Origin of the sequence: Tropicimonas marinistellae (genome assembly GCF_001509585.1) — a bacterium.
Classification (GTDB): Bacteria; Pseudomonadota; Alphaproteobacteria; order Rhodobacterales; family Rhodobacteraceae; genus Tropicimonas; species Tropicimonas marinistellae.
Map to the genome: position 1 here is coordinate 21,948 of NZ_LNCI01000020.1, position 24,732 is coordinate 46,679.

At 63.8% G+C, this 24,732-nt stretch carries 18 protein-coding genes and 1 riboswitch; of the genes, 9 read left to right on the top strand and 9 right to left on the bottom strand.

The window, feature by feature from the left end:
* Nucleotides 1-40 precede the first annotated feature (40 nt).
* The 4 genes from ARC39_RS24435 to ARC39_RS24450 all read left to right on the top strand — a co-directional run bounded on the left by ARC39_RS24435 (nt 41) and on the right by ARC39_RS24450 (nt 4,306).
* Nucleotides 41-892 (top strand): outer membrane protein assembly factor BamD, encoded by an 852-nt coding sequence (locus ARC39_RS24435; protein WP_068119244.1) that lies wholly within the window; start codon nt 41-43, stop codon nt 890-892.
* A gap of 140 nt (nt 893-1,032) precedes the next feature.
* Complete coding sequence (gene recN / locus ARC39_RS24440) at nt 1,033-2,682, top strand: DNA repair protein RecN (protein ID WP_068119247.1); 1,650 nt, start codon at nt 1,033-1,035, stop codon at nt 2,680-2,682.
* Between the two features lie 15 nt (nt 2,683-2,697).
* Nucleotides 2,698-3,465 carry a sulfotransferase gene (locus tag ARC39_RS24445; RefSeq protein WP_068119248.1) on the top strand — a complete coding sequence of 256 codons (768 nt, stop codon included), beginning with the start codon at nt 2,698-2,700 and terminating at the stop codon, nt 3,463-3,465.
* A 172-nt stretch (nt 3,466-3,637) separates the two neighbouring features.
* Entirely contained in the window at nt 3,638-4,306 is a 669-nt protein-coding gene (locus ARC39_RS24450) for a sulfotransferase family 2 domain-containing protein (RefSeq protein ID WP_068119253.1), read from the top strand.
* 6 nt (nt 4,307-4,312) lie between these two features.
* On the opposite strand, the gene ARC39_RS24455 is transcribed toward ARC39_RS24450, so the two are convergent.
* The gene (locus ARC39_RS24455) at nt 4,313-5,689 is read right to left on the bottom strand and encodes an FAD-binding oxidoreductase (RefSeq protein ID WP_068119256.1); all 1,377 of its coding nucleotides are present in this window, start codon (nt 5,687-5,689) and stop codon (nt 4,313-4,315) included.
* A gap of 262 nt (nt 5,690-5,951) precedes the next feature.
* Between ARC39_RS24455 and ARC39_RS24460 the strand changes: the two genes are divergently transcribed.
* Nucleotides 5,952-7,640: a chloride channel protein gene (locus ARC39_RS24460; RefSeq protein ID WP_068119267.1), complete on the top strand. Its 1,689-nt coding sequence runs from the start codon at nt 5,952-5,954 to the stop codon at nt 7,638-7,640.
* Between the two features lie 57 nt (nt 7,641-7,697).
* On the opposite strand, the gene ARC39_RS25900 is transcribed toward ARC39_RS24460, so the two are convergent.
* The 6 genes from ARC39_RS25900 to ARC39_RS24485 form a co-directional block, all read right to left on the bottom strand.
* Nucleotides 7,698-7,871 (bottom strand): DUF6732 family protein, encoded by a 174-nt coding sequence (locus ARC39_RS25900; RefSeq protein WP_161471009.1) that lies wholly within the window; start codon nt 7,869-7,871, stop codon nt 7,698-7,700.
* Nucleotides 7,868-8,224 carry a hypothetical protein gene (locus ARC39_RS24465; RefSeq protein ID WP_236545392.1) on the bottom strand — a complete coding sequence of 119 codons (357 nt, stop codon included), beginning with the start codon at nt 8,222-8,224 and terminating at the stop codon, nt 7,868-7,870. Before ARC39_RS24465 ends, ARC39_RS25900 begins: the two co-directional genes overlap by 4 nt.
* A 127-nt stretch (nt 8,225-8,351) precedes the next feature.
* Nucleotides 8,352-9,596 (bottom strand): agmatinase family protein, encoded by a 1,245-nt coding sequence (locus tag ARC39_RS24470; protein WP_068119273.1) that lies wholly within the window; start codon nt 9,594-9,596, stop codon nt 8,352-8,354.
* On the bottom strand, nt 9,577-10,344 hold the full coding sequence (locus tag ARC39_RS24475; protein WP_068119276.1) for an ATP-binding cassette domain-containing protein: 768 nt from the start codon (nt 10,342-10,344) through the stop codon (nt 9,577-9,579). Before ARC39_RS24475 ends, ARC39_RS24470 begins: the two co-directional genes overlap by 20 nt.
* 163 nt (nt 10,345-10,507) lie before the next feature.
* The gene (locus ARC39_RS24480; protein WP_068119279.1) at nt 10,508-11,320 is read right to left on the bottom strand and encodes an ABC transporter permease; all 813 of its coding nucleotides are present in this window, start codon (nt 11,318-11,320) and stop codon (nt 10,508-10,510) included.
* Between the two features lie 61 nt (nt 11,321-11,381).
* On the bottom strand, nt 11,382-12,437 hold the full coding sequence (locus ARC39_RS24485) for a putative urea ABC transporter substrate-binding protein (protein ID WP_068119281.1): 1,056 nt from the start codon (nt 12,435-12,437) through the stop codon (nt 11,382-11,384).
* Nucleotides 12,438-12,527: 90 nt separating this feature from the next.
* A riboswitch (guanidine-I (ykkC/yxkD leader) is annotated at nt 12,528-12,637 on the bottom strand.
* 545 nt (nt 12,638-13,182) lie between these two features.
* Between ARC39_RS24485 and ARC39_RS24490 the strand changes: the two genes are divergently transcribed.
* Both ARC39_RS24490 and ARC39_RS24495 read left to right on the top strand, forming a co-directional pair.
* A complete protein-coding gene (locus ARC39_RS24490) occupies nt 13,183-18,171 on the top strand; it encodes a 2-oxoacid:acceptor oxidoreductase family protein (protein ID WP_068119311.1) in 4,989 nt (1,662 codons plus the stop codon).
* The gene (locus tag ARC39_RS24495; RefSeq protein ID WP_068119284.1) at nt 18,168-20,927 is read left to right on the top strand and encodes a sulfide/dihydroorotate dehydrogenase-like FAD/NAD-binding protein; all 2,760 of its coding nucleotides are present in this window, start codon (nt 18,168-18,170) and stop codon (nt 20,925-20,927) included. Before ARC39_RS24490 ends, ARC39_RS24495 begins: the two co-directional genes overlap by 4 nt.
* A 39-nt stretch (nt 20,928-20,966) precedes the next feature.
* Here the strand turns inward: ARC39_RS24495 and cbiB are convergent, their stop codons facing one another.
* Nucleotides 20,967-21,911: an adenosylcobinamide-phosphate synthase CbiB gene (gene cbiB / locus ARC39_RS24500; protein ID WP_068119288.1), complete on the bottom strand. Its 945-nt coding sequence runs from the start codon at nt 21,909-21,911 to the stop codon at nt 20,967-20,969.
* Nucleotides 21,912-22,101: 190 nt separating this feature from the next.
* On the opposite strand from cbiB, the gene cobU reads away from it, so the two are divergent.
* A complete protein-coding gene (gene cobU, locus ARC39_RS24505; protein ID WP_068119313.1) occupies nt 22,102-22,611 on the top strand; it encodes a bifunctional adenosylcobinamide kinase/adenosylcobinamide-phosphate guanylyltransferase in 510 nt (169 codons plus the stop codon).
* 4 nt (nt 22,612-22,615) lie between these two features.
* Here cobU and cobF read toward each other — a convergent pair whose 3' ends face one another.
* Entirely contained in the window at nt 22,616-23,365 is a 750-nt protein-coding gene (gene cobF / locus ARC39_RS24510) for a precorrin-6A synthase (deacetylating) (protein WP_068119290.1), read from the bottom strand.
* A 265-nt stretch (nt 23,366-23,630) separates the two neighbouring features.
* On the opposite strand from cobF, the gene ARC39_RS24515 reads away from it, so the two are divergent.
* Nucleotides 23,631-24,569 (top strand): pirin family protein, encoded by a 939-nt coding sequence (locus ARC39_RS24515; protein ID WP_068119292.1) that lies wholly within the window; start codon nt 23,631-23,633, stop codon nt 24,567-24,569.
* Nucleotides 24,570-24,732 lie beyond the last annotated feature (163 nt).

The window sequence follows — 24,732 nt, forward strand, 5'->3', positions numbered from 1 at the left end:
AGGAGGCCTGGGGCAGAAAAAACGGCAAGGGTCTCAAGGCATGGCGTCGCGTGGCATGACAATCCGGCTGGTGGGAGCTTTGGCGATTCTCGGTGCGCTCGCGGGGTGTGGCTCCGGTCCGGGCTTGAAAGCTAGCCGCGGCGTTCCGCTGGAGACTTTCACGGCCGAGGAAATCTACAAGCGTGCCGAGTATGACCTGAATAACGGCGATCCGGACGATGCGGCCGAACTATTCGGCGAGATCGAGCGTCTCTATCCCTATTCCGAATGGGCCAAGCGGGCGTTGATCATGCAGGCCTTTTCCTATCACACGGATCGTGACTACGAGAATTCTCGCAGTTCCGCGCAGCGATATATCGACTTCTATCCGGCCGACGAGGATGCGGCCTATGCCCAATACCTTCTGGCACTGAGCTACTATGATCAGATCGACGAAGTGGGCCGCGACCAGGGGCTGACCTTTCAGGCGTTGCAAGCGCTGCGCGACGTGATCGAGCTTTACCCCGACAGCGAATACGCCCGTTCGGCAATTCTGAAATTCGACCTCGCCTTCGACCACCTCGCCGCGAAGGAGATGGAGATCGGTCGCTACTATCTGAAGCGGCAACACTACACGGCTGCGATCAACCGGTTCCGGGTGGTTGTAGAGGAGTTCCAGACAACGTCGCACACGGCCGAGGCGCTGCACCGGTTGGTCGAGGCCTATCTCTCGCTTGGTCTGGTCGACGAGGCGCAGACGGCTGGCGCGATTCTCGGACATAACTTCCGTTCGACCATCTGGTACCAGGACAGCTACCAACTTCTTGTCCAGCAGGGGCTCACGGCCCAGGCCAAGGGTGATAGCTGGCTCAACCAGGTTTACCGCCAGATGGTCAAGGGCCAGTGGCTCTGATCTTCGGTCGGGCGCGGGGCGGCACAAGTCGTCTTCAACCGACCCAGATCCGCGTGGATCGCGAGCGATGGCAGCGACCACGCTGGCGTTCAGGCCGGGGACTGCCGTAGAACGGCTTCGGGGCGATGTGAGGTGGGACGATGCTGCGCGGGCTAGACATCCGTGACATGCTGATCATCGACCGGCTGGAACTCGAGTTTCAGCCGGGTTTGAACGTGCTGACTGGCGAGACCGGGGCCGGAAAGTCGATCTTGCTGGATTCGCTCGGCTTTGTGCTCGGCTGGCGGGGCCGGGCGGAACTGGTTCGGACCGGCGCGGATCAGGGCGAGGTGACGGCGTGGTTCGATCTGCCGGAGGGACACCCCGGTCGTGACGTGCTGCGTGAAGCCGGTCTTCCGGAAGATGATGAGTTGATCCTGCGGCGTGTGAACACCGCCGACGGACGGAAAACGGCCTGGATCAATGACCGCCGGACATCGGGAGAGGTTTTGCGGCAACTCTCCGCGACATTGGTGGAACTCCACGGTCAACACGATGACCGAGGGCTGCTCAACACGCGCGGTCACCGGGCGCTGCTGGACGAATTTGCCGGCGCGGCACCGGCGCTGGTGCAGGTGCGCAGTGCCTGGGACCAGCGCAATGCGGCGAAAGCTGCATTGGAAAGCGCCGAGGCACGGATAGCCAGTTTGAGGGAGGAAGAGGAATTCCTTCGGCACGCGGTTCAGGAGCTCGATACCCTTGCGCCGGAACCGGGAGAGGAAGCCGAGTTGGATTCTCGTCGTCGCCTGATGCAGGCGGCGGAGCGGATCGGGGAGGATATCGCGCGCGCACATGCAGCTGTGTCGGGCGAGGGAGCCGAGGGGAGTATCGCCGATGCGATCCGGTGGCTCGACGGGGCAGCGGCACAAGTTGAAGGGCAACTCGATGCAGCCACGGACGCACTTGCCCGCGCGATGGAAGCCCTGGGCGAAGCGGAGCAGGGGATTGCGGCTTGCCTGGAAGGTCTCGCTTTCGATCCGGCAGAACTGGAGCATGTGGCTGACCGTCTCTTCGCCATTCGAGAAATGGCGCGGAAGTACAAGGTTCTGCCTGATGAGTTGGCGGAGAAGGCCGAGGAGTTCCGGGAGAACCTGTCCGCGCTCGATGCGGGCGTCGGGGACATTGCCGGGCTTGCGGCCGCACTGAGAGACGCCGAGACCGCCCACGCCGCCGCCTGTGACCGCCTGACGGCGCAACGCCGTGATGCCGCCGCCCGGCTCGATGCGGCCATGGCAAGGGAACTGGCGCCGCTAAAAATGGAACGTGCGGTATTCACGACCGAGGTGAGCGCCGCCGATCCGGGCCCGGGAGGACAGGACGGGGTTCAGTTTACGGTTGCGACCAACCCCGGGGCACCGGCGGGCCAGTTGAACCGCATCGCTTCGGGGGGCGAGCTGTCTCGCTTCCTGCTCGCACTCAAGGTGTGCCTGTTGGGAGAGGCGCACGGGCTGACCATGATCTTCGACGAAATAGATCGCGGCGTGGGTGGCGCCACCGCGGATGCCGTCGGCCGGCGCCTGGCTACATTGGCCGCACGAGCGCAGATATTGGTTGTCACGCATTCGCCTCAGGTGGCAGCCCTTGGCGGGCACCACTGGCGGGTCGAAAAAAGGGTGTCGGACAGCGTCACGCTCTCCACCGTTACGCCGCTCGGTTCGGAAGCGCGGGTCGACGAACTGGCCCGAATGCTGTCGGGAGATACCGTTACCGACGAGGCCCGGGCGGCGGCGAGGGCATTGCTCAACCATTGACCTCGCGGGAGCGACATGCGACGCGAATCCACGATTGCAAACAGGGATCCGCTCTTGAACGACGACGCGAAGCAGAAACTGCCATTCCTGATGGCGCCTGAAGGGGGCTACGTGTTCGTCGTCACCTACGGGCGTTCCGGATCGACTCTTCTTCAGAACCTTCTGAACGGCATACACGGCTATTGCATTCGCGGCGAGAACAACGAGGTTGCTCTGCATCTCGGGAGTGCCTGGTGCGCGATGAAGGATTTTGCGCCAATGAGGGGCGTGCGCGGAAAGGGAGACCCGACCGAACCGTCACATCCATGGTACGGTGCAGAACTCACGGACCCCAATACGTTCGGTCGCGTTCTTGCAGATGCCTTCGTGCGCGAGATCCTGAAGCTCCCTCCGGGAACGCGCGTGGGCGGCTTCAAGGAGATCCGCTACCTCACGCCGAGGCGGGAGTTCATTCAGCAGATGCGCTTTCTGAAAACCGTCTTCCCAAATCCGCGCTTCGTCTTCAACACCCGCGACCACGAAGCCGTCGCCCGTTCCGGCTGGTGGTCCGAATGCGACCCGGCCGAAGTCAAAGAAACCCTGGCAAGAGCAGAGGACAACTGGGACATATTCATCGCCAATAACCCCGCGTGCTGTCTGAAGTTGCATTACGACGATTACATCGCGCATCCTGAGGCATTCGATGCGCTCTTCGATTTCCTGGGGGAAGACCGGGACCCAGCCCTCGTGGCACGCGTCCTGGGCACACGGTTGAATCATCTGAAGACCACGTCGACTACCTAGCGCGGGGATCACCAACCGGATCGTGATGTGCGTTCGGTGGGGATTGCCAGTGCAGGTGCCTAGGGCGTGTCTACCGCGGCACAGTGACTCCTGTCGGAAAGCGCGGCGCTCTTGGCATTGCGTCTGCCGCTTGGCCCGTGCAATGAGAATTCGAAGTCCACCAGGAGGCAGGATGCAGATCGGAATTCGCAAACGGTTCGTCTTCGTGGCCAATACCAAGGCGGCCTCGACCTCGATCGAATTCGCGCTGGCGCCTCATGCCGAAATCCAGCGGAGCGGCACGCCGAAACGCAAACACGTTTGGATGCGGGACGCCCTGCGGATCTATGACTTCGTTTTCTCTCAGGAGAAGTTCTCCCCCGGGACTTTTTTCCGCTTCGCGGTGATGCGGGAGCCATCGGACTGGATCGCTTCGTGGTATCGATATCGCTGCGGCAACGGAAAAATCGAGGCAAAGCTCCCGGCTGAGATTACTTTCGATGAGTTCTGGCGGAAGAACGACTGGAACATAACCCGTGCCGATGGGCGCCCAAACCTGCAGCGCGACCTGTTCTGCCGGCCCGACGGCGAGATGCTGATCGACTACATCATACCCTACGAAACGCTCGATACCGAGTTCGCCCGGATCTGCGAAGGGCTGGGCGTCAAGGCGGCGCTGCCGAAATTGAACCGCAGCGCGATCACCGCGAGCGAGCGGGAAATACCGCGCGAACTCAGGGACGAGGTTCGGGCGCATCTGCAGCCGGACTACGAGATCTACGAGCGGCTGGAAAGCTTCAACGAGGCCGGGTGGGCGCGGCTGGAACAAACGCGCCGGTGGGCCGAGGACGGGCCGGTTTAACGCGGTTCAATTCGATGGCGGAACGAGCTTGCCGGGATTGAGGATGCCGGTCGGGTCGAGCGCGCGCTTGATGTCTCCCATCGCCGCCCAGGTCTGCCCGTGTTCGGCTTCCATATAGTCGGTCTTTCCCATGCCGACGCCGTGTTCGCCCGTTGCCGTGCCACCTAAGCGCAAGGCGCGTTCCACCATGCGGTGCGACAGGGCTTTCGCGGCCGCGAGTTCGCCGGGCGCTTCATCGTTCACCATCAGGATGGCGTGGAAGTTGCCATCTCCCACATGGCCGATGATCGGGCCGGGGATTGGGCTTGCGGCTATATCGGCGCGTGTCTCTTCCACGGCCTCGGCCAATCGTGAAATCGGCACGCATATATCGGTCACGACCGCCCGCGCGCCCTTTCGGCTCGCGAGAATCGCGTAGTACGCCTTGTGGCGCATTTCCCAAAGCGCGCTGCGGTCCTCGGCCTTCGGCGACCATCGGAATGGCCCTCCGCCCATCTCCTCGACCAGTTCGCCGAAGCGGGTCGCATCGTCCGCGACCGATTGCGGCGAGCCGTGGAACTCCACCAGCAGATGCGGCTTCAGCGGGAAATCCATCCCGGAATAGGCATTGACCGCAGCCGCGGTGTCGGCGTCGACGAACTCGATGCGTGCGACCGGGATCCCGAACTGGATCGTGGCGATTACCGTGTCGACGGCCGCGCCCATGTCATCGAAGGCGCAGACGCCGGCCGAAATCGCTTCCGGCTGGCCGTGCAGGCGAAGCGTCAGCTCCGTGATGAGCCCCAGTGTGCCCTCGGAACCCACGAAAAGCCGGGTCATGTCGTAGCCCGCTGCCGTCTTGCGCGCGCGCGTGCCGGTGCGGATCACCCGCCCGTCCGCAAGCACGACCTCAAGGCCGAGCACGTTGTCCGCCATTGTGCCATAGCGCACCGTCGTGGTGCCGCTGGCGCGGGTTGCCGCCATGCCACCGAGCGAGGCATTTGCGCCGGGATCGACAGGGAAGAACAGCCCCGTCGCCCGCAATTCCCGGTTCAGCGCCTCTCGCGTGAGCCCCGGTTGAACGGTCGCATCCATATCCGCGTCGTTGACCGAAAGCAGTTTGTCCATCCGGCTGAAATCCACGCAGATCCCGCCGCGAACGGCCAGCGCGTGACCTTCGAGCGAGGTGCCTGCGCCCCAACCGACCACCGGGCAGCCGTGTTCGGAACAGGCGGCGAGGATCCGGGAGACTTCTTCGGTGGTCTCCGGATAGGCGACGGCATCCGGCGGTGTGACCGGGAAATAGCTCTCCGAGATGCCGTGCGCCTTTCGGTCGGCGTCGGATCGTGTGAGCCTGTCTCCCAAGATGCCGCTAACGGCGGTAATCGCGCGATCTACATTCATCCGTTTCTCCTGCGCTGCGACCCTAGTGGTCATCCCGGAGATTGCAAAGCGTGGGCTATGCGTGGAAACCGAGCAATTTGCGCTGACCGAAGGGCACAGTGAGCGCCGTGCGCGCCGCGCGACCGGGTTCGGGCTTGGAGGTATGTGGGCAATCCCCTAGGAACGATGGGAGTGTCCGGGTATCGCCCGGATAGCGGCATCGGCCGTTGCGGGCAGGCGGGCTCCCGGAGCGGTTTGGCCCCAGACCCGCAGAGGACTTGCCGTGAGCGAAAGCACCCGCGCGTTGATCCTGCAGCAAATCCGGGAAAGCCGGCAGGGCCTCGGCCAAGGCTGGCAACTCCTTTTGCGGCAAGGGCCAAGCCAGGTGCAGTTCTGGTTTATCGCGCTTGCCGTCGGCATTGCGTCTGGCTTTGCTGCAGTCGGATTTCGCGAGGGCATCACCTGGCTGCAGGGCACGCTCTACTCCGCGCCGGACGTCAATCAGATCCACAGCCACGCGCGCATGCTGCCGTGGTGGTGGCTCATGGCATTGCCGATCTGCGGCGGTCTGGTTGTAGGTGTCATTCTGAACCACTTCACGCCGGACGGGCGGGTGCGTTCGGTCGCGGACGTGATCGAGGGCGCCGCGCTTCGCAAGGGCAGGGTGGAGCGCAAGGCCGGCCTCGCCTCGGCGATGGCATCGCTGATCACGCTGTCCTCTGGCGGCTCGTCTGGGCGCGAGGGGCCGGTGGTGCACCTTGCCGGCGTGATCGCGTCGTGGGTCAGCGAACATATCAGGGCGGACGGCATCACGGGGCGCGACCTCCTGGGGTGCGCGGTCGCCGCGGCCGTCTCCGCGTCTTTCAATGCGCCAATTGCCGGTGCCCTGTTTGCACTGGAAGTCGTCCTGCGCCATTTCGCCGTTCACGCGTTTGCGCCCATCGCGATCGCATCTGTCGCGGGCACCGTTATCAGCCGCCTGGAGTTTGGCGATGTCACGGAGTTCAACCTGACGCCCACGACCTCGCTCACGTTCTACGTCGAACTTCCGGCTTTCCTGTTGCTGGGTCTTTTGTCGGGACTCGTCGCCGTGCTTCTCATGCGCAGCATCTTCTTTGCCGACGACTTCGCCAGCCATCTACAGGAGAAATGGCGGGTGCCGCAGGTCCTGCGGCCGGCGATTGCGGGTGCGTTGCTGGGCGCGCTGGCCATCGGCTTTCCCCATATCATCGGTGTGGGCTACGAGACGACGTCGGCGGCCTTGCGTGGTGAGCTGCTGTTTCACGAGGCATTTGTCTTTGCCGTCCTGAAAGTGGTTGCCGTCGCCATCACCGTGGCAGGTCGCATGGGCGGTGGTGTCTTTTCGCCCGCGCTCATGGTGGGGGCGCTGACGGGCCTCGCATTCGGATTTGTCGCCACCGGACTCATCCCGCAATACTCGGGCACAGGGGAGCTCTATGCGCTGGCCGGTATGGGGGCGGTCGCGGCGGCGGTGCTCGGTGCGCCCATTTCCACCACGCTGATCGTCTTCGAGTTGACCGGCGACTGGCAAACAGGGCTCGCCGTCATGGTGTCGGTCTCGCTGTCGACTGCGCTCGCCAGCCGACTGGTTGATCGCTCGTTCTTCCTAACCCAGCTGGAACACAAGGGCGTGCATCTCGCAGCGGGTCCGCAGGCCTATCTGCTTTCGATCTACTCGGCCGCGGTGATCATGCGATCCAAGGACAGCCCGCGCGCCGCGCCAGAAGAGGTGTGTATGGAGCTGATTGAAAAGGGTGTCTCCATCGAACCCGATACGACCCTTGAAGTCGCCTTGCCCATGTTCGACGAAACCGGCCAGCCTTTCCTGCCGGTCGTCGCACCCGCAGCGGATGGCGCCGAGCCCGAGTTGATGGGCGCGCTTTTCCAGGTCGATGCTCTGAAGGCTTACAATCGTGCCCTCGCCGACACCGCCGCCGAGGAGCATTCCTGAGGCCGGGGCCGATTTGGCCACCGACCGCAGGGCATTCCGCCGGTTTCCCTTAAGCGATCAGCGGTTCCGAGTTCGCCAGATCGCGTAGCCTGAGACCAGAAGGGCCGCAAGCCCGACCGCAACGGCCTCCATGCCGTGAGGATGCGCGTGGACCTCGGCGAGGGAATGGGCTTCGTGTGCCACGGCTGGTAGCGCCGACAGGGCGAAGGTGACAAGGGCAAGGCGCTTCATATGGAGAACTCCGTTTTCTTGTTAGCCAGGAAATCCTTTACATCGGTCACGGTCTTCTCGTCCATCGATACATAGACGAAGGCCATGTTCGTGCGTTCGCTTACCATGCTGCCGGGGTAGGGCAGGTAACTCAGTTCGCGCGATCCGAAGGAGGGTGAGGCGGTGCCGACCTGCCATTCGGTCGTCAGTTCCACGTCCACCAGCTTCAGGGCCGTCTCGCCGCCGCGGCCAGGTTTTTCGAAGGGCACGCCGGCGAGGCGAAGATAGGCCGCCTTGTCGGCGGCGTTCACGAAACCGTCGATGAACTGCGTGGCGAGCACCTGGAGGTCGGCCGCTTCGTCGGCGTCGTGCATGTGCGAATGCAGGTGGTCTCCGTGGGCGTGGTTGTGCCCCGCGCCATGCGGCGCGGGGACTTGGTGGCGTCCGTGAGTGGTGTGGTCGCCGTCAACGTGGTTTTGATGGTGGGGATGGTACGGGTGGTCATGTGGCATTGGACCACCTCTTGCCTTCGAAGTCGCCATGCGGAATTTCGACTGGCTTGTCGATGTGGGCTTTGTGCTTGCCGAGCGTGCCGTTCGAGACCATCGCGCCCAAGACATCGACAATGACCCGCGTCCCCATGAGTGCCGTGATGTCGGAGGTGTCATAGGGCGGGGAGACCTCCACCAGCTCCATGCCGCAGATCCCCTCTGCCGCGACCTTGGACGCCAGCGCCAGCGCCTCGCGCGGCAGGAAGCCGCCCGGCTCCGGCCAGCCCGTGCCCGGCACGAAGCCGCAATCGATGCTGTCGATATCGAAGGACATGTAGACCATGTCCACCCCGTCCCACGCCATCTCCAGCGCCATCTCGGCCGTCTTGTCGACGCCCATCCGCTCCATGTCGGACATGGTGATGATGTTGGTCTCCCGCTCTCGGGCGACCTTCACCGCCTCCCGCGGGACCTGCCAGCCGCCAATGCCAACCTGCACGAGGTTCTTGGCCGGCACATTCGGCAGGTTGGTGGAGTGGAACCACGGCGTGGTGTGCATCCGCTCGTCGAGGTCCTTCTCCTGGATGTCGGCGTGGCGGTCGAAATGGACAATGCCGATCTTCTTCGAGGTGCATTCGGCGATGCCGCGCACGCAGGGAAAGCCGATGGAATGGTCGCCGCCGATCATGATCGGCAGGCTGCCGGAGGAGAAGACGTGGGAAACCGCGCGGCTGATCTGGTCGAAGGACTTCTCGATATTGGCCGGGATGGTGAAGACGTCGCCCGCATCGCAAAGTGTCATCTGCTCCCGCAAGTCCACCCCGATCTCGTAGTTATAGGGTGTGTAGAGTGCGGAGATCTTGCGCACCCCCTGCGGCCCGAAGCGGGTACCGGGGCGATAAGTGGTGCCGCCGTCGAAGGGAATGCCGAGCACGGTGGCATCGTAGTTGGCCACTTCCAGCACATCCTCGGCATAGGGCGCCTTGAGGAAGGTGTTGATGCCGGCATAGTGCGGCAGCTCGCCCCGCGCGAAGGTGGGGATGGACTTGTCCTCGATGCTGTCCGCGCCCGTGAGTCCCATGCGCAGCGCCCACCGGCGCTCTTCGTCCCAGCGGCCCTCGGGTATTTCGCCTTCGGCCTGCATCGCCTTCCAGCCCTGAAGCTTTGTCAGGTCCGGGTGGTGGAAGCGGCGCGCGTCGTGTCGTGTGAGGCGTGGGTGATGCGGCCGCGAACGGTCACGCGGGGACTGGAACATGGGTTTCCTCCGTCAGTCTCTGGAAGGGGATGCCGCCATCGCGGGCATCGAAATCGTAGGTGATGGTGGCGCCGAAGGCCTCCGGATCGGTCGGGTCCCAGCGGGGCTTGTCGAAGACGAGCACCCGGTCGCCCAGCTTGAAGCCCTCGGTCAGGTCGTGGGTGACCATGAAGACGGTCATCTTCGTCTCGGCGCGCAATTCCATCAGGAAGTCATGCATCTGAAGGCGCGTGCCCGGGTCGAGCGCGCCGAAGGGCTCGTCGAGCAGCAGGATGCGCGGCTTGGCTGTGAGCGCCTGGCCGATGGCGAGGCGTTGCTGCATGCCGCCCGAAAGTGTCGAGGGGTATTGATCCGCCACGTGGGCGAGGCCGATGCGCTCGAGCACTGTGTCGGCGCGGTCGCGGGCGGCGCGGCGGTCGGCGCCGAAGAAACGGCCAAGCGGTTGGGCGAAGCTCTCGCCGGCAACGACGTTCTCGCGGATCGTCATGTGCGGGAAGACCGAATATCGCTGGAAGACGACGCCGCGCTCCGGATTCGGCTCGACGGCGGGCGGGTTCCCGTCGATGGAGATCGTGCCTCGGGTGGGGGTCTCCTGCGCCAGCAGCAGGCGCAGAAAGGTGGACTTGCCGCAACCGGAGGCACCGACAATGGAGATGAACTCGCCCTCATCCACCTCGACATTTACTCGTTCGAGGATCGGGCGCTTGCCATAGGACTGGAAGACGTCGCGGACGGAGACGAAGCTCATTGTGAGACCTCCGCATTGGGGACCTGCGCTTCGAGACAACGTCCCGACCGGCGTTTCCGCCGGACAGCGCCCGACCCGCTCCCCAGGGCGGGCGCTCTCTGCGTCTCCCTCCGGGCCGGGCACGGCCCTTCTCGCTCCGAATGGATGTCTGGATTATTGATCATCACAACCCTTCCTCCATCCAGGGGAAGGCGCGCTTGGACAGCTTCTTCAGCAGGAAGTCGATCACGAAGGCGAGGAAGGTGATCCAGATGACATAGGTCAGGATTACGTCCATCGCGAGGTATCGACGCACGAGGAAGATCCGGTAGCCGAGCCCGAGATCGGAGGCGATGGCCTCGGCGGCGATTAGGAACAACCAGGCTGGCCCGAGCGAGAGTCGAACCGCCTGGATCAAACGCGGCAGAACCTGCGGTAGCGCCACGCGCAGCGCGATCACGAACGAGGAGGCGCCGAGTGTTTCGGCCTTCACGATCTGCTCGCGCGGAATCTCGATGACGCGCTGCGAGAGGTCGCGGATCAGGAAGGGAGTGATGCCGATGACGATCAGCACGATCTTCGACAGTTCCCCGAGCCCGAAGACGATGAAGAGGATCGGCAACAGCGCCAGTGGCGGCACCATGGAGATCACGGCAATGAACCCGGCCAGCCCGGCCCGAATATGCGGGAACAGCCCGATCAGAAGCCCGGCGCCCAGACCGATGAATGCCGAGATGGCGACGCCGATCCCGAGCCTTTGCAGCGAGATCGCGGTGTCGTGCCAGAGCAGGATGCGGCCGGACCTCTTGTCGGGCTCGGAAAATAGGCGCTGCGCTGTGTCGACGATTGTCGAGGGGGCTGGCAGCAACTTGTCGGCGGGGTTCTCCGCCAGCCGCATCTCGGAGCCGATCATGTAGGCCACGAGCACCAGCGCGAAGGGTAGCAACGCCAGGAAGGTGGCCAGAACCGGCCCGGGTTTTCGGTTGATGTATCGCATACTGCAATCCAGGCACGCCCCGCCACTGGAGGACGGCGGGGCGCTTTCCCCGTGGTTGGGGTTACAGGCTGCCCTCGGCCGCCATCTTCATGAAGCTCGTGTCGTATCGGAACTTCACATTGTTCTCGTCGCCAGTCGTGCTGCCGTCCGGATAGGCCACGCCCACGAAGTCGGCCGAAGGCGCGCCTTCGCCGAGAATACCTTTGTCGAACAGGAACTCCGCAACGTTCACCATTGTGGCCGGCAATTCCGCGCTTTCGGTGAAGGCAACGGCGTCGGCTGGAGTCCAGAACATCTTCGTCGAGTCGAGCTGCGCCTTGTAGCCGGCAAGATCCGTACCCGAGGCTTCGGCCATGGCGCTCAGGGCTTCTTCGTCACCGGCAGCCATGAGATCCATCAACTCGTACCAAGCACCGACCAGGGCCTTGCCGAAGGCGGGGTTGTCGGCAAGCGTTTCGGTGTTCACCACCATCAGGTCGATAATCTCGCCCGGAATATCGGCGCTGTCGAAGAGCATGTTCGCACCGGGCGTCTCCAGGATGGAGGAGACCAACGGGTTCCAGGTGACGACGGCTTCGACATCGTCGGTCGCAAAGGCGGCAATCATGTCGGCGTCCGATGTGTTGATCACGCCGCCAAGGTCCGCCTCCGACAAGCCAACACTGTCGAGCGCGCGCGCGAGCAGGTAGTGGGAGACCGACAGTTCCACGAGGTTGACCGGCTTGCCGGCAAGGCTCGCTAGGTCGCCATCACCTTTCACGATCACCGCGTCATTGCCATTGGAGTAATCGCCCACGATCAGGGCTGTCGTATCGACACCGCCGCCCGAGGGAATGGACAGCGTGTCCATATTGGTGGCCGAAACACCGTCGAAGGCGCCGGCGGTGTATTGATTGATGGATTCCACGTAATCGTTGATCTGAACGATCTCCACGTCGATCCCGTACTTCTCGGCCCATTTGTCCATGATGCCGGAGGTCTCCAGGTATCCCCAGGGCATCCAGCCCACATAGATCGACCATGCGACCTTGAATTCGGTTTTCTCCTCGGCCATCGCGGCAGGGGCGCTTAGCGCGGCGGCGAGTATGGTTGCGGACAGAATTGTCGACTTCAGCATGTTTCAGCTCCCTGTCGTTCCGCCGGTGTTTCTGATTGTCGGTGCGCTGGCGGAACAAGGAGGATAGGGCGCGGGCGAACCGACGCAGTACTCTCCCGGGATTTTGGCCCGCCGTGTACCGCGGGCGAATTTGCCCCCGCGGCGGCACTTCTCGGACCAGTCTCCGGCCTCAGCCGGACGGAACCCTAAGTACCCTGCGCCTCCAGCACAGCAAGCCGGCGGGAGTCGAGGCAAGTGCGGCGCATGGCAATCGTCGCCCGGATCGCGGCCTCAGGGGAGCAGCGCCGATTAATTGGGCGACTTGGGGTGAATTTGTGCGCCTTTGGGTTCCGATTGATGTCGATTCCCGTCCAAGCTGTCCGGTTTGGGAGGCCCGACGCAGCTCCAATCGGGGCGGATCACGCAATGCTTCGGACGCCGTACGACGACTGTGCGACCGGCCGTCCACGTGGAAGAGCGACGATTTATAGCACCCAACGGCGAGCGTGACCGGGCGCCCCGCACCGCCCTTCGTACCCGGAACGGGCCGTTTTGGGATGCAGGAGGGGAAATCGGGAATTGCCCGAGTTCGAATATTTCCCCAGGCCGCACAATTCGGAGCGATCTTTTCGCCGCCATGACGAATCCGCCTGAGGCCATGCAACGCGCGCAATCCCGCCTCCGAATCGAATGTGGGCGCAAACGTGGCATTAAACTCGCGGTTGAAATCGTTTACATTACCCTATGCTCAAAATTGGTGGACGAGATGAAAGACGTCGCTTCCAAGGTCCCGGAATATCCGGGGGTACCTGCCGTCATCCACGGTAACGGTGCCATCGCCCAGGTCATGGGACAGGTCTGTGGCGGGGTGATCGGTTACCCGATCACGCCATCGACCGAAATCGCCGAACTCTACGAGGCCTTCCGTGCAAGCGGCGGCGTCAATATCTGGGGCAGGCACCCGTTCTTCTTCGAGCCAGAAGGCGAGCATTCCGCGCAATCCGGCGCGCTCGGCGCGGCGCTCACGGGCGGGCAGTACATCTCGAACGCCTCGTCCAGCCAGGGAATTCTCTACGGCATCGAGTCCCACTACGTGACCGTCGGCAAGAAAGTCGGCGGTTTCGTCATGCAGGTGGCGGCGCGGTCCGTTTCGCGTCACTCGCTCAACGTGATGGCGGGCCACGATGACGTCTACGCGCTTCTCCCGTCCGGCTACACGATCCTCTTCGGGTCCAACCCGCAGGAGGCCGCCGACCTTGCCGCGATCTCCTACAAGGTGAGCGCGATGTCGATGATCCCGGTCGCCAACGCGATGGACGGTTTCGTCACAAGCCACATGATGAGCGAAGTCATGATGCCCGAGGATGACCTGCTGACGGCCTTTCTCGGTGATCCTGGCGAGCGGATCAAATGTCCGACCGTTGCGCAGGAAATGCTCTATGGCGCGAAGGGTCGGGTCTTCCAGCTCAAGCGCTATCTCGGCCGACACAGCTCCGATCTCGCAACCGAGGATTACGTGACGCTGGTCGACTACCTGGATGCCAATGCCGAAGCGGTCGAAATCGACAATGCGGGCGATCTCGTGGGCGAAACGCTCGCGCATCTGCCCGAAGAGTTGCATGCACAGTGGCGGCGGCAATGGGTCAACGCTTACGAGAAGGGCACACGGCAGCGCGTACCAGCGCAGGTTGACGTCCATAATCCCGGCCTCACCGGCGGGGTGCAAAACCAGCCCGATTTCCAGGCCGGTGCCGTCGACCATCGCACCCACTTCGTGCGCGACGTGCCGCGTTTCGTTCGCGAGGCGATGGCGGAGTATTCCGAGCTTACCGGGCGGGACTATGCGCCCATCAAGACGTACCAATGCGAGGACGCCGAGACCGTTGTGGTTGGCCTGGGCTCGGTCACCGACGATGCCGAAGCCGTGGCAGCCTATCTGCGACGGCAGGGACGCAAGGTCGGTGTGATCTCGATCAAGATGCTGCAACCCTTCCCGGAGGCCGACGTGGTCGCGGCTCTGGCCGGCAAGCGAGCGGTGACGATCCTCGAACGTTCCGATGTGACCGCGCTCACCAGCATGGTCAACCAGGCGCTCCTGAAGGCCGTGGAAAACGCGGACGATCCGCGCTACCCCGATATTCCGGCGCTCACCAAGCTGCCGAAGCTCACCACGGCGATCTTCGGGCTTGGGGCGCATGACCTGCAGCCGCGCCACATGGTTGCGGCGTTCGACAACATGGACAAGGGCAACGCGCCGCTCGTCTTCCTCGGCAGCCAGTTCTTCGACAAGAACCCCACCCCGCATGTTGCCGAATTGCAGGAGCGGTTGCGCGCTGCCTATCCGGAAACCGAGGTCATGGCGCTGGAGACGGGGCCGAACCCGCGGCTGCTGCCTGATGAGGCACTGCGCATCCGGTTCCACTCGGTGGGCGGCTACGGCACCATCGCGACCGGCAAGCTGCTGACGGATATCCTCGCCAACGCGCTGAAGCTGCATTCCAAGGCCGCGCCGAAATACGGCTCCGAGAAGAGCGGCGCGCCGACGAATTACTACATCACCCTCAGCCCGGAGCCGGTGAAGCTGGCCAACGCGGATCTTGAGGATGTGGAAGTTGTGGTTTCGCCAGACCACAAGGTCTTCGCGCACAGCAATCCCTTGCGGGGCCTGATCGAAGGCGGCACGTTCATCCTCCAGTCGAGCCTCTCCCCGCTCGAGGTCTGGAAGGAAATGCCGGCGTCGATGCGTGACTACATCGTCTCCCGCAATATCCGCTTCTTCGTTCTGGATGGCTTCGCGATTGCCAAGAAGCACGCGCCGCGCCCGGAACTTGAAACCCGGATGATGGGGATCGCCTTCATCGGCGCGGTCTGCGGGCATGTGGAACGGATCACCCACGGCGCCGAGGAGGCGGCTGTGCTGGAGATGATCCGCAAGCAGATTGCCAAGAAATTCGGCGCCAAGGGTCAGGCGATTGTCGACGGCAACATGGCGGTGATCCGCGACGGGCTGAAGGCGGTGGTCGAGATCGACTACGCCGCGCCGGAATTTGTCGAGGTGACGAAGGCCGACAATCCGGAGATGGAGTTCACGTCCGCGATCTCGGCTTCCATGTGCCGCATCGCGCAGGACGCATCCCCCAACGGGCTCTTCGACCACGATTATTACGAGGAGACCGTGGCGGCCCCCTTCCGCGAGGGCCGCATCGGCGAGGCGCCGGTCTTGCCCGGCGTGGGCATGTTCATGCCCACCGGCACGGCGGCGGCACGCGACAAGGGGCTTTTCCGGCGCGAGGTGCCGGTTCTGGAGCCCGATCTCTGCACCGGCTGTCTGGAATGCACGATGGTCTGCCCCGATGCCGCGATACCGGCAACGGTGCTCGACATCGACGGGCTGCTTTCCACCGCGCTTAAGGAGGCCGACATGGCGCCGGCGCAACGCGAGGCGGCGAAGGAATTCCTGCGTCCGCTGGGCGACGCCGTCCGGGCCGAGATCAACGCCGGTAAGGAAACCCGCCCATTCGGCGATCTGGTCGCAGACGCAGTGGATGCGCTGGATGTCGAGAGCGCCGTCGTGCGGCGCAACCTTGGGCGTATGGCCGAAGCCGCGGCGCGGCTGCCGGTCTCGCGCACACGTCCGTTCTTCGATGCGATGGAAGCGGAACGTGGCGGCTCCGGCGGGCTATTCTCCGTCGTGGTCGACCCGTGGAAATGCTCGGGTTGCCTGGAATGCATCGACGTCTGCGGCCCGGGTGCGCTGTCCGTGGCCGAGCAGGATGGACCGCTGCTGGAAAAACTCCAGAACCAGTTCGAATTCCTGTCGAAAACGCCGAACACACCCGCACGGTTCATCGAAGATGCCTTCCAGCCGGGCGGCGATATCAAGCGGATGATGCTGGATCGCGATACCTATTACGCCACGACCGGCGGGCACGGCGCCTGCAGAGGTTGCGGCGAGGTCACGGCAATCCGACAGGTTGTCTCGGCCAGCCATGCCATTCACGACCGCCGCCGCAAACGTCACGTGCGGGAGTTGGAACAACTCACCGACGCGCTTCTGGCCAAGCTGCCCGAGGTCGCGGAGGACGCAGCGCGGACGGCGCGTATCCGCAATGCGCTGGACGTGCTGGAGAAGCGGCTCTTCCTGATGGAAGGCGGCCCGACCGGCAACGGCCCGGCGGCGATGGTAGTGGCCAATGCCACTGGTTGTTCGTCGGTCTATGCCTCGACCTTCCCCTACAATCCCTACAACGATCCCTGGGTGAACAGCCTGTTCCAGGACGGCCCGGCACTCAGCAAGGGGATTTTCGAGGGGCTGACGGCAACGGCGGCGGTGGATTTCAAGGCACTGCGGGTGGCACGCCTGGAGCTTGAGGATGCCTACGATCCGGCCACCGACGACGCCTTCTTCCGAAACTTCGAATGGCAGGCCTTCTCCGGGGAAGAGCGTGCGCTTCTGCCCACGGTGATCAACATCAGTGGCGACGGCGCGGCATACGACATCGGCTTTGGGGCCTTGTCGAGGCTGCTGGCGAGCACCACACCGGTCAAGGTGATGGTGCTGAACTCCGGGGTCTATTCCAACACCGGCGGGCAGGCCTCAACGGCGAGCCTGTCGGGGCAGGACAGTGATCTCAGCCGCTTCGGTCCGGCCTCTCACGGGAAACAGGAGGATCGCAAGGAGCTCGGCCTAATTGCCGCGTTCCACCCCGACGTCTTCGTGGTGCAGAGCGCCACGGCCATGCCGGGGCACTTCCTGAAGAACATGATGGCTTATCTGGAGCACGATTCCTCTCCGGCCGTGCTGGATGTCTACACGCCCTGTCAGGCGGAGCACGGCATTGCCGATGCCGCCGCGCACCAGCGGGCGAAGCTGGCCGTCGAGGCCCGTGTCAGCCCGGTGTTCGTCCACGATCCCAACGCCGGGGCTTCGCTCGAAGAACGCTTCTCGCTCGACGGCAACCCGGCGGTCGAAAAGGACTGGGCGACGACGACGCTGGAATATGTCGAGGACGGCGAGTTGAAGCTCATGGGCGTTGCGCTGACACCGGCGCATTTCGCCTTCGACGAGACTCGCTTCAAGAAGCAGTTCCGCCCACTGGCCGACGGTGCGGTCGGGGTGCCGATTGAGGCATATATTGACCTGCCGCTGGCAGAGCGGGTGGGCAAGGCGCCCTATGTTCTGGCGACCGACGAAGACAAGCACCTTGTCAAACTGGAAGTCGGGACCACGGTCGTGCATCTGGTTGAGGAGCGGCGGAAAGCCTGGCGGACGCTACAGCACCTCGCCGGGCTCGATGTGGAGCAGATCGACGCCGTACACCACGCCGAGGTGGCGGCCTTGCAGAAGCGGTACGAGGAGGCCGTTGAGGCGCGGGAAACCACGATGGACAGCATCGCGACCGGCATGAGCGCGCTTGCTGCCGCTTCCAGCGCTCCGTCGGCCGTCGGTCTTGCAGGCGCGCTCGCGCCTGTGGCGGGTGGTGCGCCCGCAGCGGTCGCCGAGGCAACGCCTCCGTCAAGTAACGGGGAAATCCCGCATATCCACGAGGAGGACGTTGCGCTCTGTTCCGACTGCAAGACTTGCTACCAGGAGATCCCGGAACTCTTCGAACTGACGAAGATCGTGGTGAACGGGCAGGCCAAGCAGGTCGCACGGACCATTCCGGGTGCGCTGGACACCGTTGAGATGACGGACGACCTGCGGGCGCGGCTCGCCAAGGTTGCCGCCAATTGTGACTCGGAGATCATCCGATGAATGTCGATGTCGCCCAGAGTCAGGACGAGGTGCTGGAACAGCAGCTCGACGTCCTGCGAAAGCACCTGATCGCGGATCCGCGCAGTCTTCGCGACATCTTCGTCGCCGACGGCACGCAGGCCATGGCTTGGGAGTTCCGGCAAGAGGAGATCGGCGAGAAGTTCATCGGCGTGTTGTGGAACCTGCTCCTGAAGGAAGACGACATGAGCATGGTCCTGCAGCGTTTCCTGTGGGACCTGCCGCTCAAGTACAAGCGCAAGTTCATCCGGGCGCTCGACCGTCATCTGTCCGGACGCTACCCGATGTTCGCGGGGCTTTCCGACGGATGGCCCGCGGAAAACTACATCCCGCCGTATGTTCGGCCACCGGAGGATCGCAGCCATGACTTCGAGCTAGTGAACACCGGCTACCTCGGGTATCGCGCGCTTGGGTACAGCCTGCGCGAGGTGGACCTCTTCGTCTGGCTCGAAGCCATGCGCGACAAGCAATGCGAGGACCGGCCCTGTGAATTGGGCGTTCTCAAGGAGCGCATTCGCAAGAAGGAGGCTGAAAAGGTCGGCGGGTGCCCGGTTAAGATCCACATTCCCGAAATGCTGGACCTGATCGGCAATGGCAAGATCCGGCAAGCTCTGGAACTGATCGAGAGTTGCAACCCGCTGCCAAACGTCACGGGCCGGGTATGCCCACAGGAAAACCAGTGCCAAGGCGTGTGCAAGCACACCAAACGGCCGATCGAGATCGGGCAACTGGAGTGGTACCTTCCGGAGCATGAGAAGCTCGCCGATCCCGACAGGCTCAAGCGGTTCGCAGGCATCGTCAGCCCGTGGGAGCGGGCGGAGAAGCCGCCCATTGCCGTGGTGGGCTCTGGCCCGTCGGGGCTCATCAACGCCTATCTTCTGGCGGTCGAAGGCTTTCCTGTGACGGTCTTCGAGGCGTTCCATGAGCTTGGCGGCGTGTTGCGCTATGGCATTCCGGAGTTCCGCCTGCCCAACAGTCTGATCGACGACGTGGTGACCAAGATCGACTTGCTCGGCGGCAAGTTCGTGAAGAACTTCGTGGTTGGCAAGTCGGCCACGCTGGATGACCTCAAGGCGGCTGGATTTTGGAAGATCTTCGTCGGCTCCGGCGCGGGTTTGCCGACCTTCATGAACGTGCCGGGCGAGCACCTGAACGGGGTGATGTCGGCCAACGAGTTCCTGACCCGCGTGAACCTCATGCGCGGGCGCAACCCGGAATTCGAAACGCCTCTGCCGGATGTCGAGGGCAAGAGCGTGCTGATCATCGGCGGCGGCAACACCGCGATGGATGCCGCGCGTACGGCGAAGCGGTTGGGAGGCAACGTCACGATTGTCTATCGGCGCACCAAGGCCGAGATGCCGGCGCGGGTGGAAGAACTGCATCACGCGCTGGAGGAAGGCATCGAGGTGGCCGAACTGCGCGGCCCGCGCGAGTTCGTGGGCGACAGCCACAGCCATTTCGTGACCCATGCCATCGTGGATATCAACGAGCTGGGCGAGCCGGATGCTTCCGGGCGCCGGCGCCCACAGCCCACCGGCGAGACCATCGAAATGCCGGCCGATCTGGTGATCATGGCGCTTGGCAACAAGTCCAACCCGATCATCCCGGAGGCGGAGCCGGACCTTAAGCTCAGCAAGTGGGGGACCATCGAGGTTGAGCAGGGGCAGGAGACATCTATCCCGGATGTCTACACCGGCGGCGACGCGGCCCGTGGCGGCTCTACGGCGATCCTTGCCGCGGGCGACGGGCAGGCGGCGGCGCGGCAGATCGTCGGCGACATCCCCTTCGGCGCGGACGAGATCCGCGACATGGTCGCCCGCGCGGCTCGCTACACCGACAAGGGACAGGCGCGGCAGGAGATCCTGAAGCACTCGCAACTGACCGCTGGAATTGTCGAGTTGACCATCCGAGCGCCCGTCGTGGCAAAGGCGGCACGCGCCGGGCAGTTTGTCCGGGTGCTTGCAAGTGACGACGGCGAGCTGATCCCGCTGACGCTGGCGGATTGGGATGCCGATGCCGGAACCATCGACCTGGTGATCCAGGGTATGGGCACGTCCACGAAGCTGATGAACGAGATGCACGTGGGCGACGCTTTCGCCGGTATCGCCGGGCCCCTCGGTCGACCAAGTGACGTGCATGCCTACGGTGCGGACGAGACGGTCGTTCTCACGGCCGGTGGCGTCGGCCTGCCGGCGATCCTGCCGATTGCCAAGGCGCATCTGGAGATGGGCAACCACGCAACGATGATCATCGGCTTCCGCTCCGCGGAGCATCTGTTCTGGACGGGTGAAGACGACCGGATGGGGCAGCTCAAGGCGACATACGGCGATCAGCTCGATGTGATCTACTGCTCCAACGACGGCACCTTCGGCATGAAGGGCTTTGTCACCACGCCATTGGAAGCGATGCTGAAGGACGGCAAACGCTCCAAGGGCCGCAAGCTCGCCGAGGTCATCTCCGTTGGTCCGCCGATGATGATGCGCGCGGTCAGCGATCTGACCAAACCCTATGGCGTGCCGACCGTGGTCAGCCTCAACTCCATCATGGTGGATGCAACAGGTATGTGCGGCGCCTGCATGGTGCCGGTGATCGAAGGTGACAGGAACGTGCGGAAACACGCATGTATCGACGGCCCGGAGTTCGACGCCCATACAGTTGAATGGGACAAGTTCATGCCGCGCTTTGCGCAGTTCAAGGCGCAGGAGGTCCGGAGCCTGGAACGCCACGGTCTTGCCTGACACGGACGTCATTGCGGTGGGCGGCCTCCACGCCGCCCGCTACCACGTGAGCATCGCAAGCACCGCCAGAACACCACCCAAACCCAGCATTGACCGCAGATAGAGCCGCAGGCCCCGGCTGAGATCTTCGGGCGTCGGGTCTGGGCATGTACCGTTGAGCCAGGGCTCCTCGCTCGTTTCCGTTCCATAGACGCGCGGGCCTGAGAGCCGGATGCCGAGCCCGCCGGCCATCGCGGCCTCGGGCCAGCCCGCATTCGGAGACCGATGCGCACGGGCATCGCGCCGCATCACCCGAAACGCCGTGCGGGGGTTTCTTGCGGCGACGCAAAACAAGAGGCCGGTCAGCCGCGCCGGAATGAGGTTGACCAGATCGTCCAGCCTTGCGGCGCTTCGCCCGAAGTACAGGTATCGGTCGCTGCGATGTCCGATCATGCTGTCCAGCGTGTTGATCGCCTTGTAGCCTGCGATGCCGGGTAGGCCGAAAACTCCCCCCCAGAAGATCGGCGCGACGACCCCGTCGGAGGTATTCTCGGCCAGGCTTTCAAGGGCTGCGCGAGCGATGGCGGAGGTGTCGAGCTGTGCCGGATCGCGGCCGACGATCATGGCCACGGCGCGCCGCGCGCCCTCCAGATCGCCCTTCGTGAGTGGCGTTGCCACGGCAGCGACGTGATCGTACAGGCTGCGAGTCGCCACCAAAGACGCTGCAAGGAGTCCGGTCAGCAGGACACCTGCGTAGCCCTCTGGAAGAAGCGAGGCGACCACCCATGCCATCGAGACGGTTGCGCCAACGCAGATCACGACCGTCAAAGTGCCCATCGCGAGGCGCGTGCCACTGGAGTACGCCGTGCGGTTCCCGTGCTTCTCCAGCACGGAAATCAACGCGCCGAGCCATGTCACCGGATGACCGATTCTGGAGTACACCCAATTCGGCCATCCGATTGCCCCATCGATTGCTATGGCCACGAGCATTGCAGCTGCGGTCATGGCATCATCCCTCTCGCTGCGGCCCACGTGGGCGCAGTAGGGGAGCGGCTTGCAATCCAAAGATGTCGAAAGGTCCGGAGACGGTGGGAATTCGGTGGCATGGGCATCGGGGCTGATCGTATCCGCGATTGAATGGCATTCCCGGCCACGCTATGCAACGGCGCCGCAGTCGCGTTTCGGAGTTTGGCGATTGACCAGAGTGATCCTCATCACCGGTGGCGCCCGGTCGGGCAAGAGCCGCCATGCCGAATGCCGGGCGCGTGCGCTGCCCGGCGGACGTGTCTATATCGCGACAGCCGAGGCACATGACGACGAGATGCGCGGACGCATCGCCAAGCATCGGGCACAACGGGCAGGCGATGGCTGGACCACGGTGGAAGCGCCGCTGGACCTCGTCGCGGTTCTTGCGCGAACGGATGGTGAGGGCGTCAGGCTCGTGGATTGCCTGACTCTATGGCTTTCCAACCTATTGTTGGCCGAACGGGATTGGGAACCGGAAGCCGCCCGTCTGGTGGAGGCCCTGCGGCGCCAATCCGACCCGGTCGTTCTCGTTTCGAACGAGGTCGGCATGGGGATCGTGCCGGAGAACGCGCTGGCCCGCTCCTTCCGAGATGCTCAGGGTTGGTTGAACCAGCGTGTCGCAGACGTGGCCGATGAGGTTGAATTCGTCGTCGCAGGCCTGCCACTGCGAGTAAAGTGAGCGCTTACGCCGGGCGCCTGCGCAGCAAGTACGTGTCCATGATCCAGCCGTGTCGCGCCCGCGCTTCAGCGCGTGTTTTCAGAATCCGTGGTGCGGCGTCCGCCAGGGTGCCTGCAACGATCAGTTCCTCGGCCATGCCCAGATAGGCGCCCCACCAGATGGTGATTCCGTCGGGAGCGAGGTTTTGGAATGCACAGGCGGAATCGAGCATCACTGCGACTGTCTCTACATCCTCAGGCCACCCGCCCTCCCGCAACCGCCGGCCGGTGGTAACGATAAAGGGTGCTCCCGTTTCGTTGAGCGGGATGCGATGGGCTGCGCAGAGTGCCTGTACAGCGGTGATGCCCGGCACCACGGAAACCTGGGGGGCCGGTGACAGGCGCTCGACCACGCGGAGCGCGCTGTCGAACAGGCAAGGATCGCCCCAGATCAGCAGAGCGATCTTGTGCGCATTCGGGACTTCAGAGGCGGTGTCTGTCCATGCCTTCGCCACGGCATCGTGCCAGGCGGCGACGCCGTCCAGGTAGTCTCCGGCCGAATCTCGCGTCGGCATGTCGAACTCGGCAATCCGGCTTCGGGCGTCGGAACCCAGAACTCGGGCGCAAATCTGGTAACGCAGGTCGGCGAGCTCCGACTTTTCCTCGCCCTTTCGCGGGATCAGGATCAGATCAGCCCCGCGGATTGCGGCGACGCCCTGGCTCGTGAGATGATCCGGGTTTCCCGTGCCGATACCGATCAGTGCCAGTTCACGCATGACCGGTACACTTAGTCAAACTGCAATCGTCCAGGTGCCGGTCGCGCGCTTTGTGTCTCTGCAAGCCCATGGGCGTCATATCCCTCATTCCATCAGCAGGGCCTGCGCCGCCAATCACGGAATGTCAACGTCAGGATAATTTCGCACATTGGATCAAGAAATTGGCCATTTTGGTGCATTGGAGAACATAGGCTGCGCGGCGAGTGGGATTTGCAGTGACCGCCGCTCAACCTACTTTTCAAAGGCAACTGTCAGGAGATAGCAGATGAGCTGGAACCCAGCACTCGACGCCGACATCCCGACCGGAGACGGTGTCGATTCCATTGAAACGCTGATCGTCCCGCGCGCGCGGGATATCGGTGGATTCGAGGTACGGCGCGCCCTGCCGGCGCCGCGCCGGCAGATGGTGGGACCGTTCATTTTCTTCGACCAGATGGGGCCGGCCGAGTTCCTGACGGGGCAGGGGATCGACGTGCGCCCGCACCCGCACATCGGGCTGTCGACCGTGACCTATCTTTTCAAGGGGCGGATGCATCACCGCGACAGCCTGGGCGTGGACCGCTGGATCGAGCCGGGCGCCGTGAATCTCATGACTGCGGGACACGGCATCACTCATTCCGAACGGACCGATGGCGAGATGCGCAGGGCGCCGTTTGAAATGTTCGGCATACAGACCTGGCTCGCGTTGCCGGCCGGGGCTGAGGATGACGCTCCAGCATTCGAACACGCCGGCAAACAGGAGCTTCCGGATCTGGAGGGCGAGGGCAAACAGGTGCGGCTGATCCTCGGCTCCGCCTGGGGCGCGGCCGCGCCGCTGAAGACGGCAACCGAGCTGTTCTACGCCGATGCGGTTCTTGAACCGGGCGCGGCGATACCGCTTCCCAACGACCACGAGGATCGGGGGGCCTACGTGATCGCAGGGACGGTCGAAATCGGCGGCCAGGTCCACGAGGCGGGGCGGATGATGGTGTTTCGTCCGGGGGATCGGGTCTCCATGAAAGCCGGGCCGGAGGGCGCGCGAGTAATGCTCCTGGGCGGCGAGACGCTGGAGGGGCCGCGGTACATCTGGTGGAATTTCGTCGCCTCCTCCAAGGAGCGGATCGAGGCGGCGAAGGAAGCCTGGCGCGCGGGGGATTGGGAGCACGGGCGGTTCCAGCTCCCGCCCGGTGACGACGCGGAGTTCATCCCCCTGCCGGATCGGTAGGATCCGGGCTGGAAGGACGTGCGGTCGTCGCGAGGCCGGCTCGCAAAAAAGGCTGCATTGGCTGCTTGACGCGGCCCTCGGCGCGGCCTAGAACGCCGCTCACGCCGCGCGATGAGAGATGTCGCGGGCGGGCAGCGGGCGGTTGTAGCTCAGTTGGTTAGAG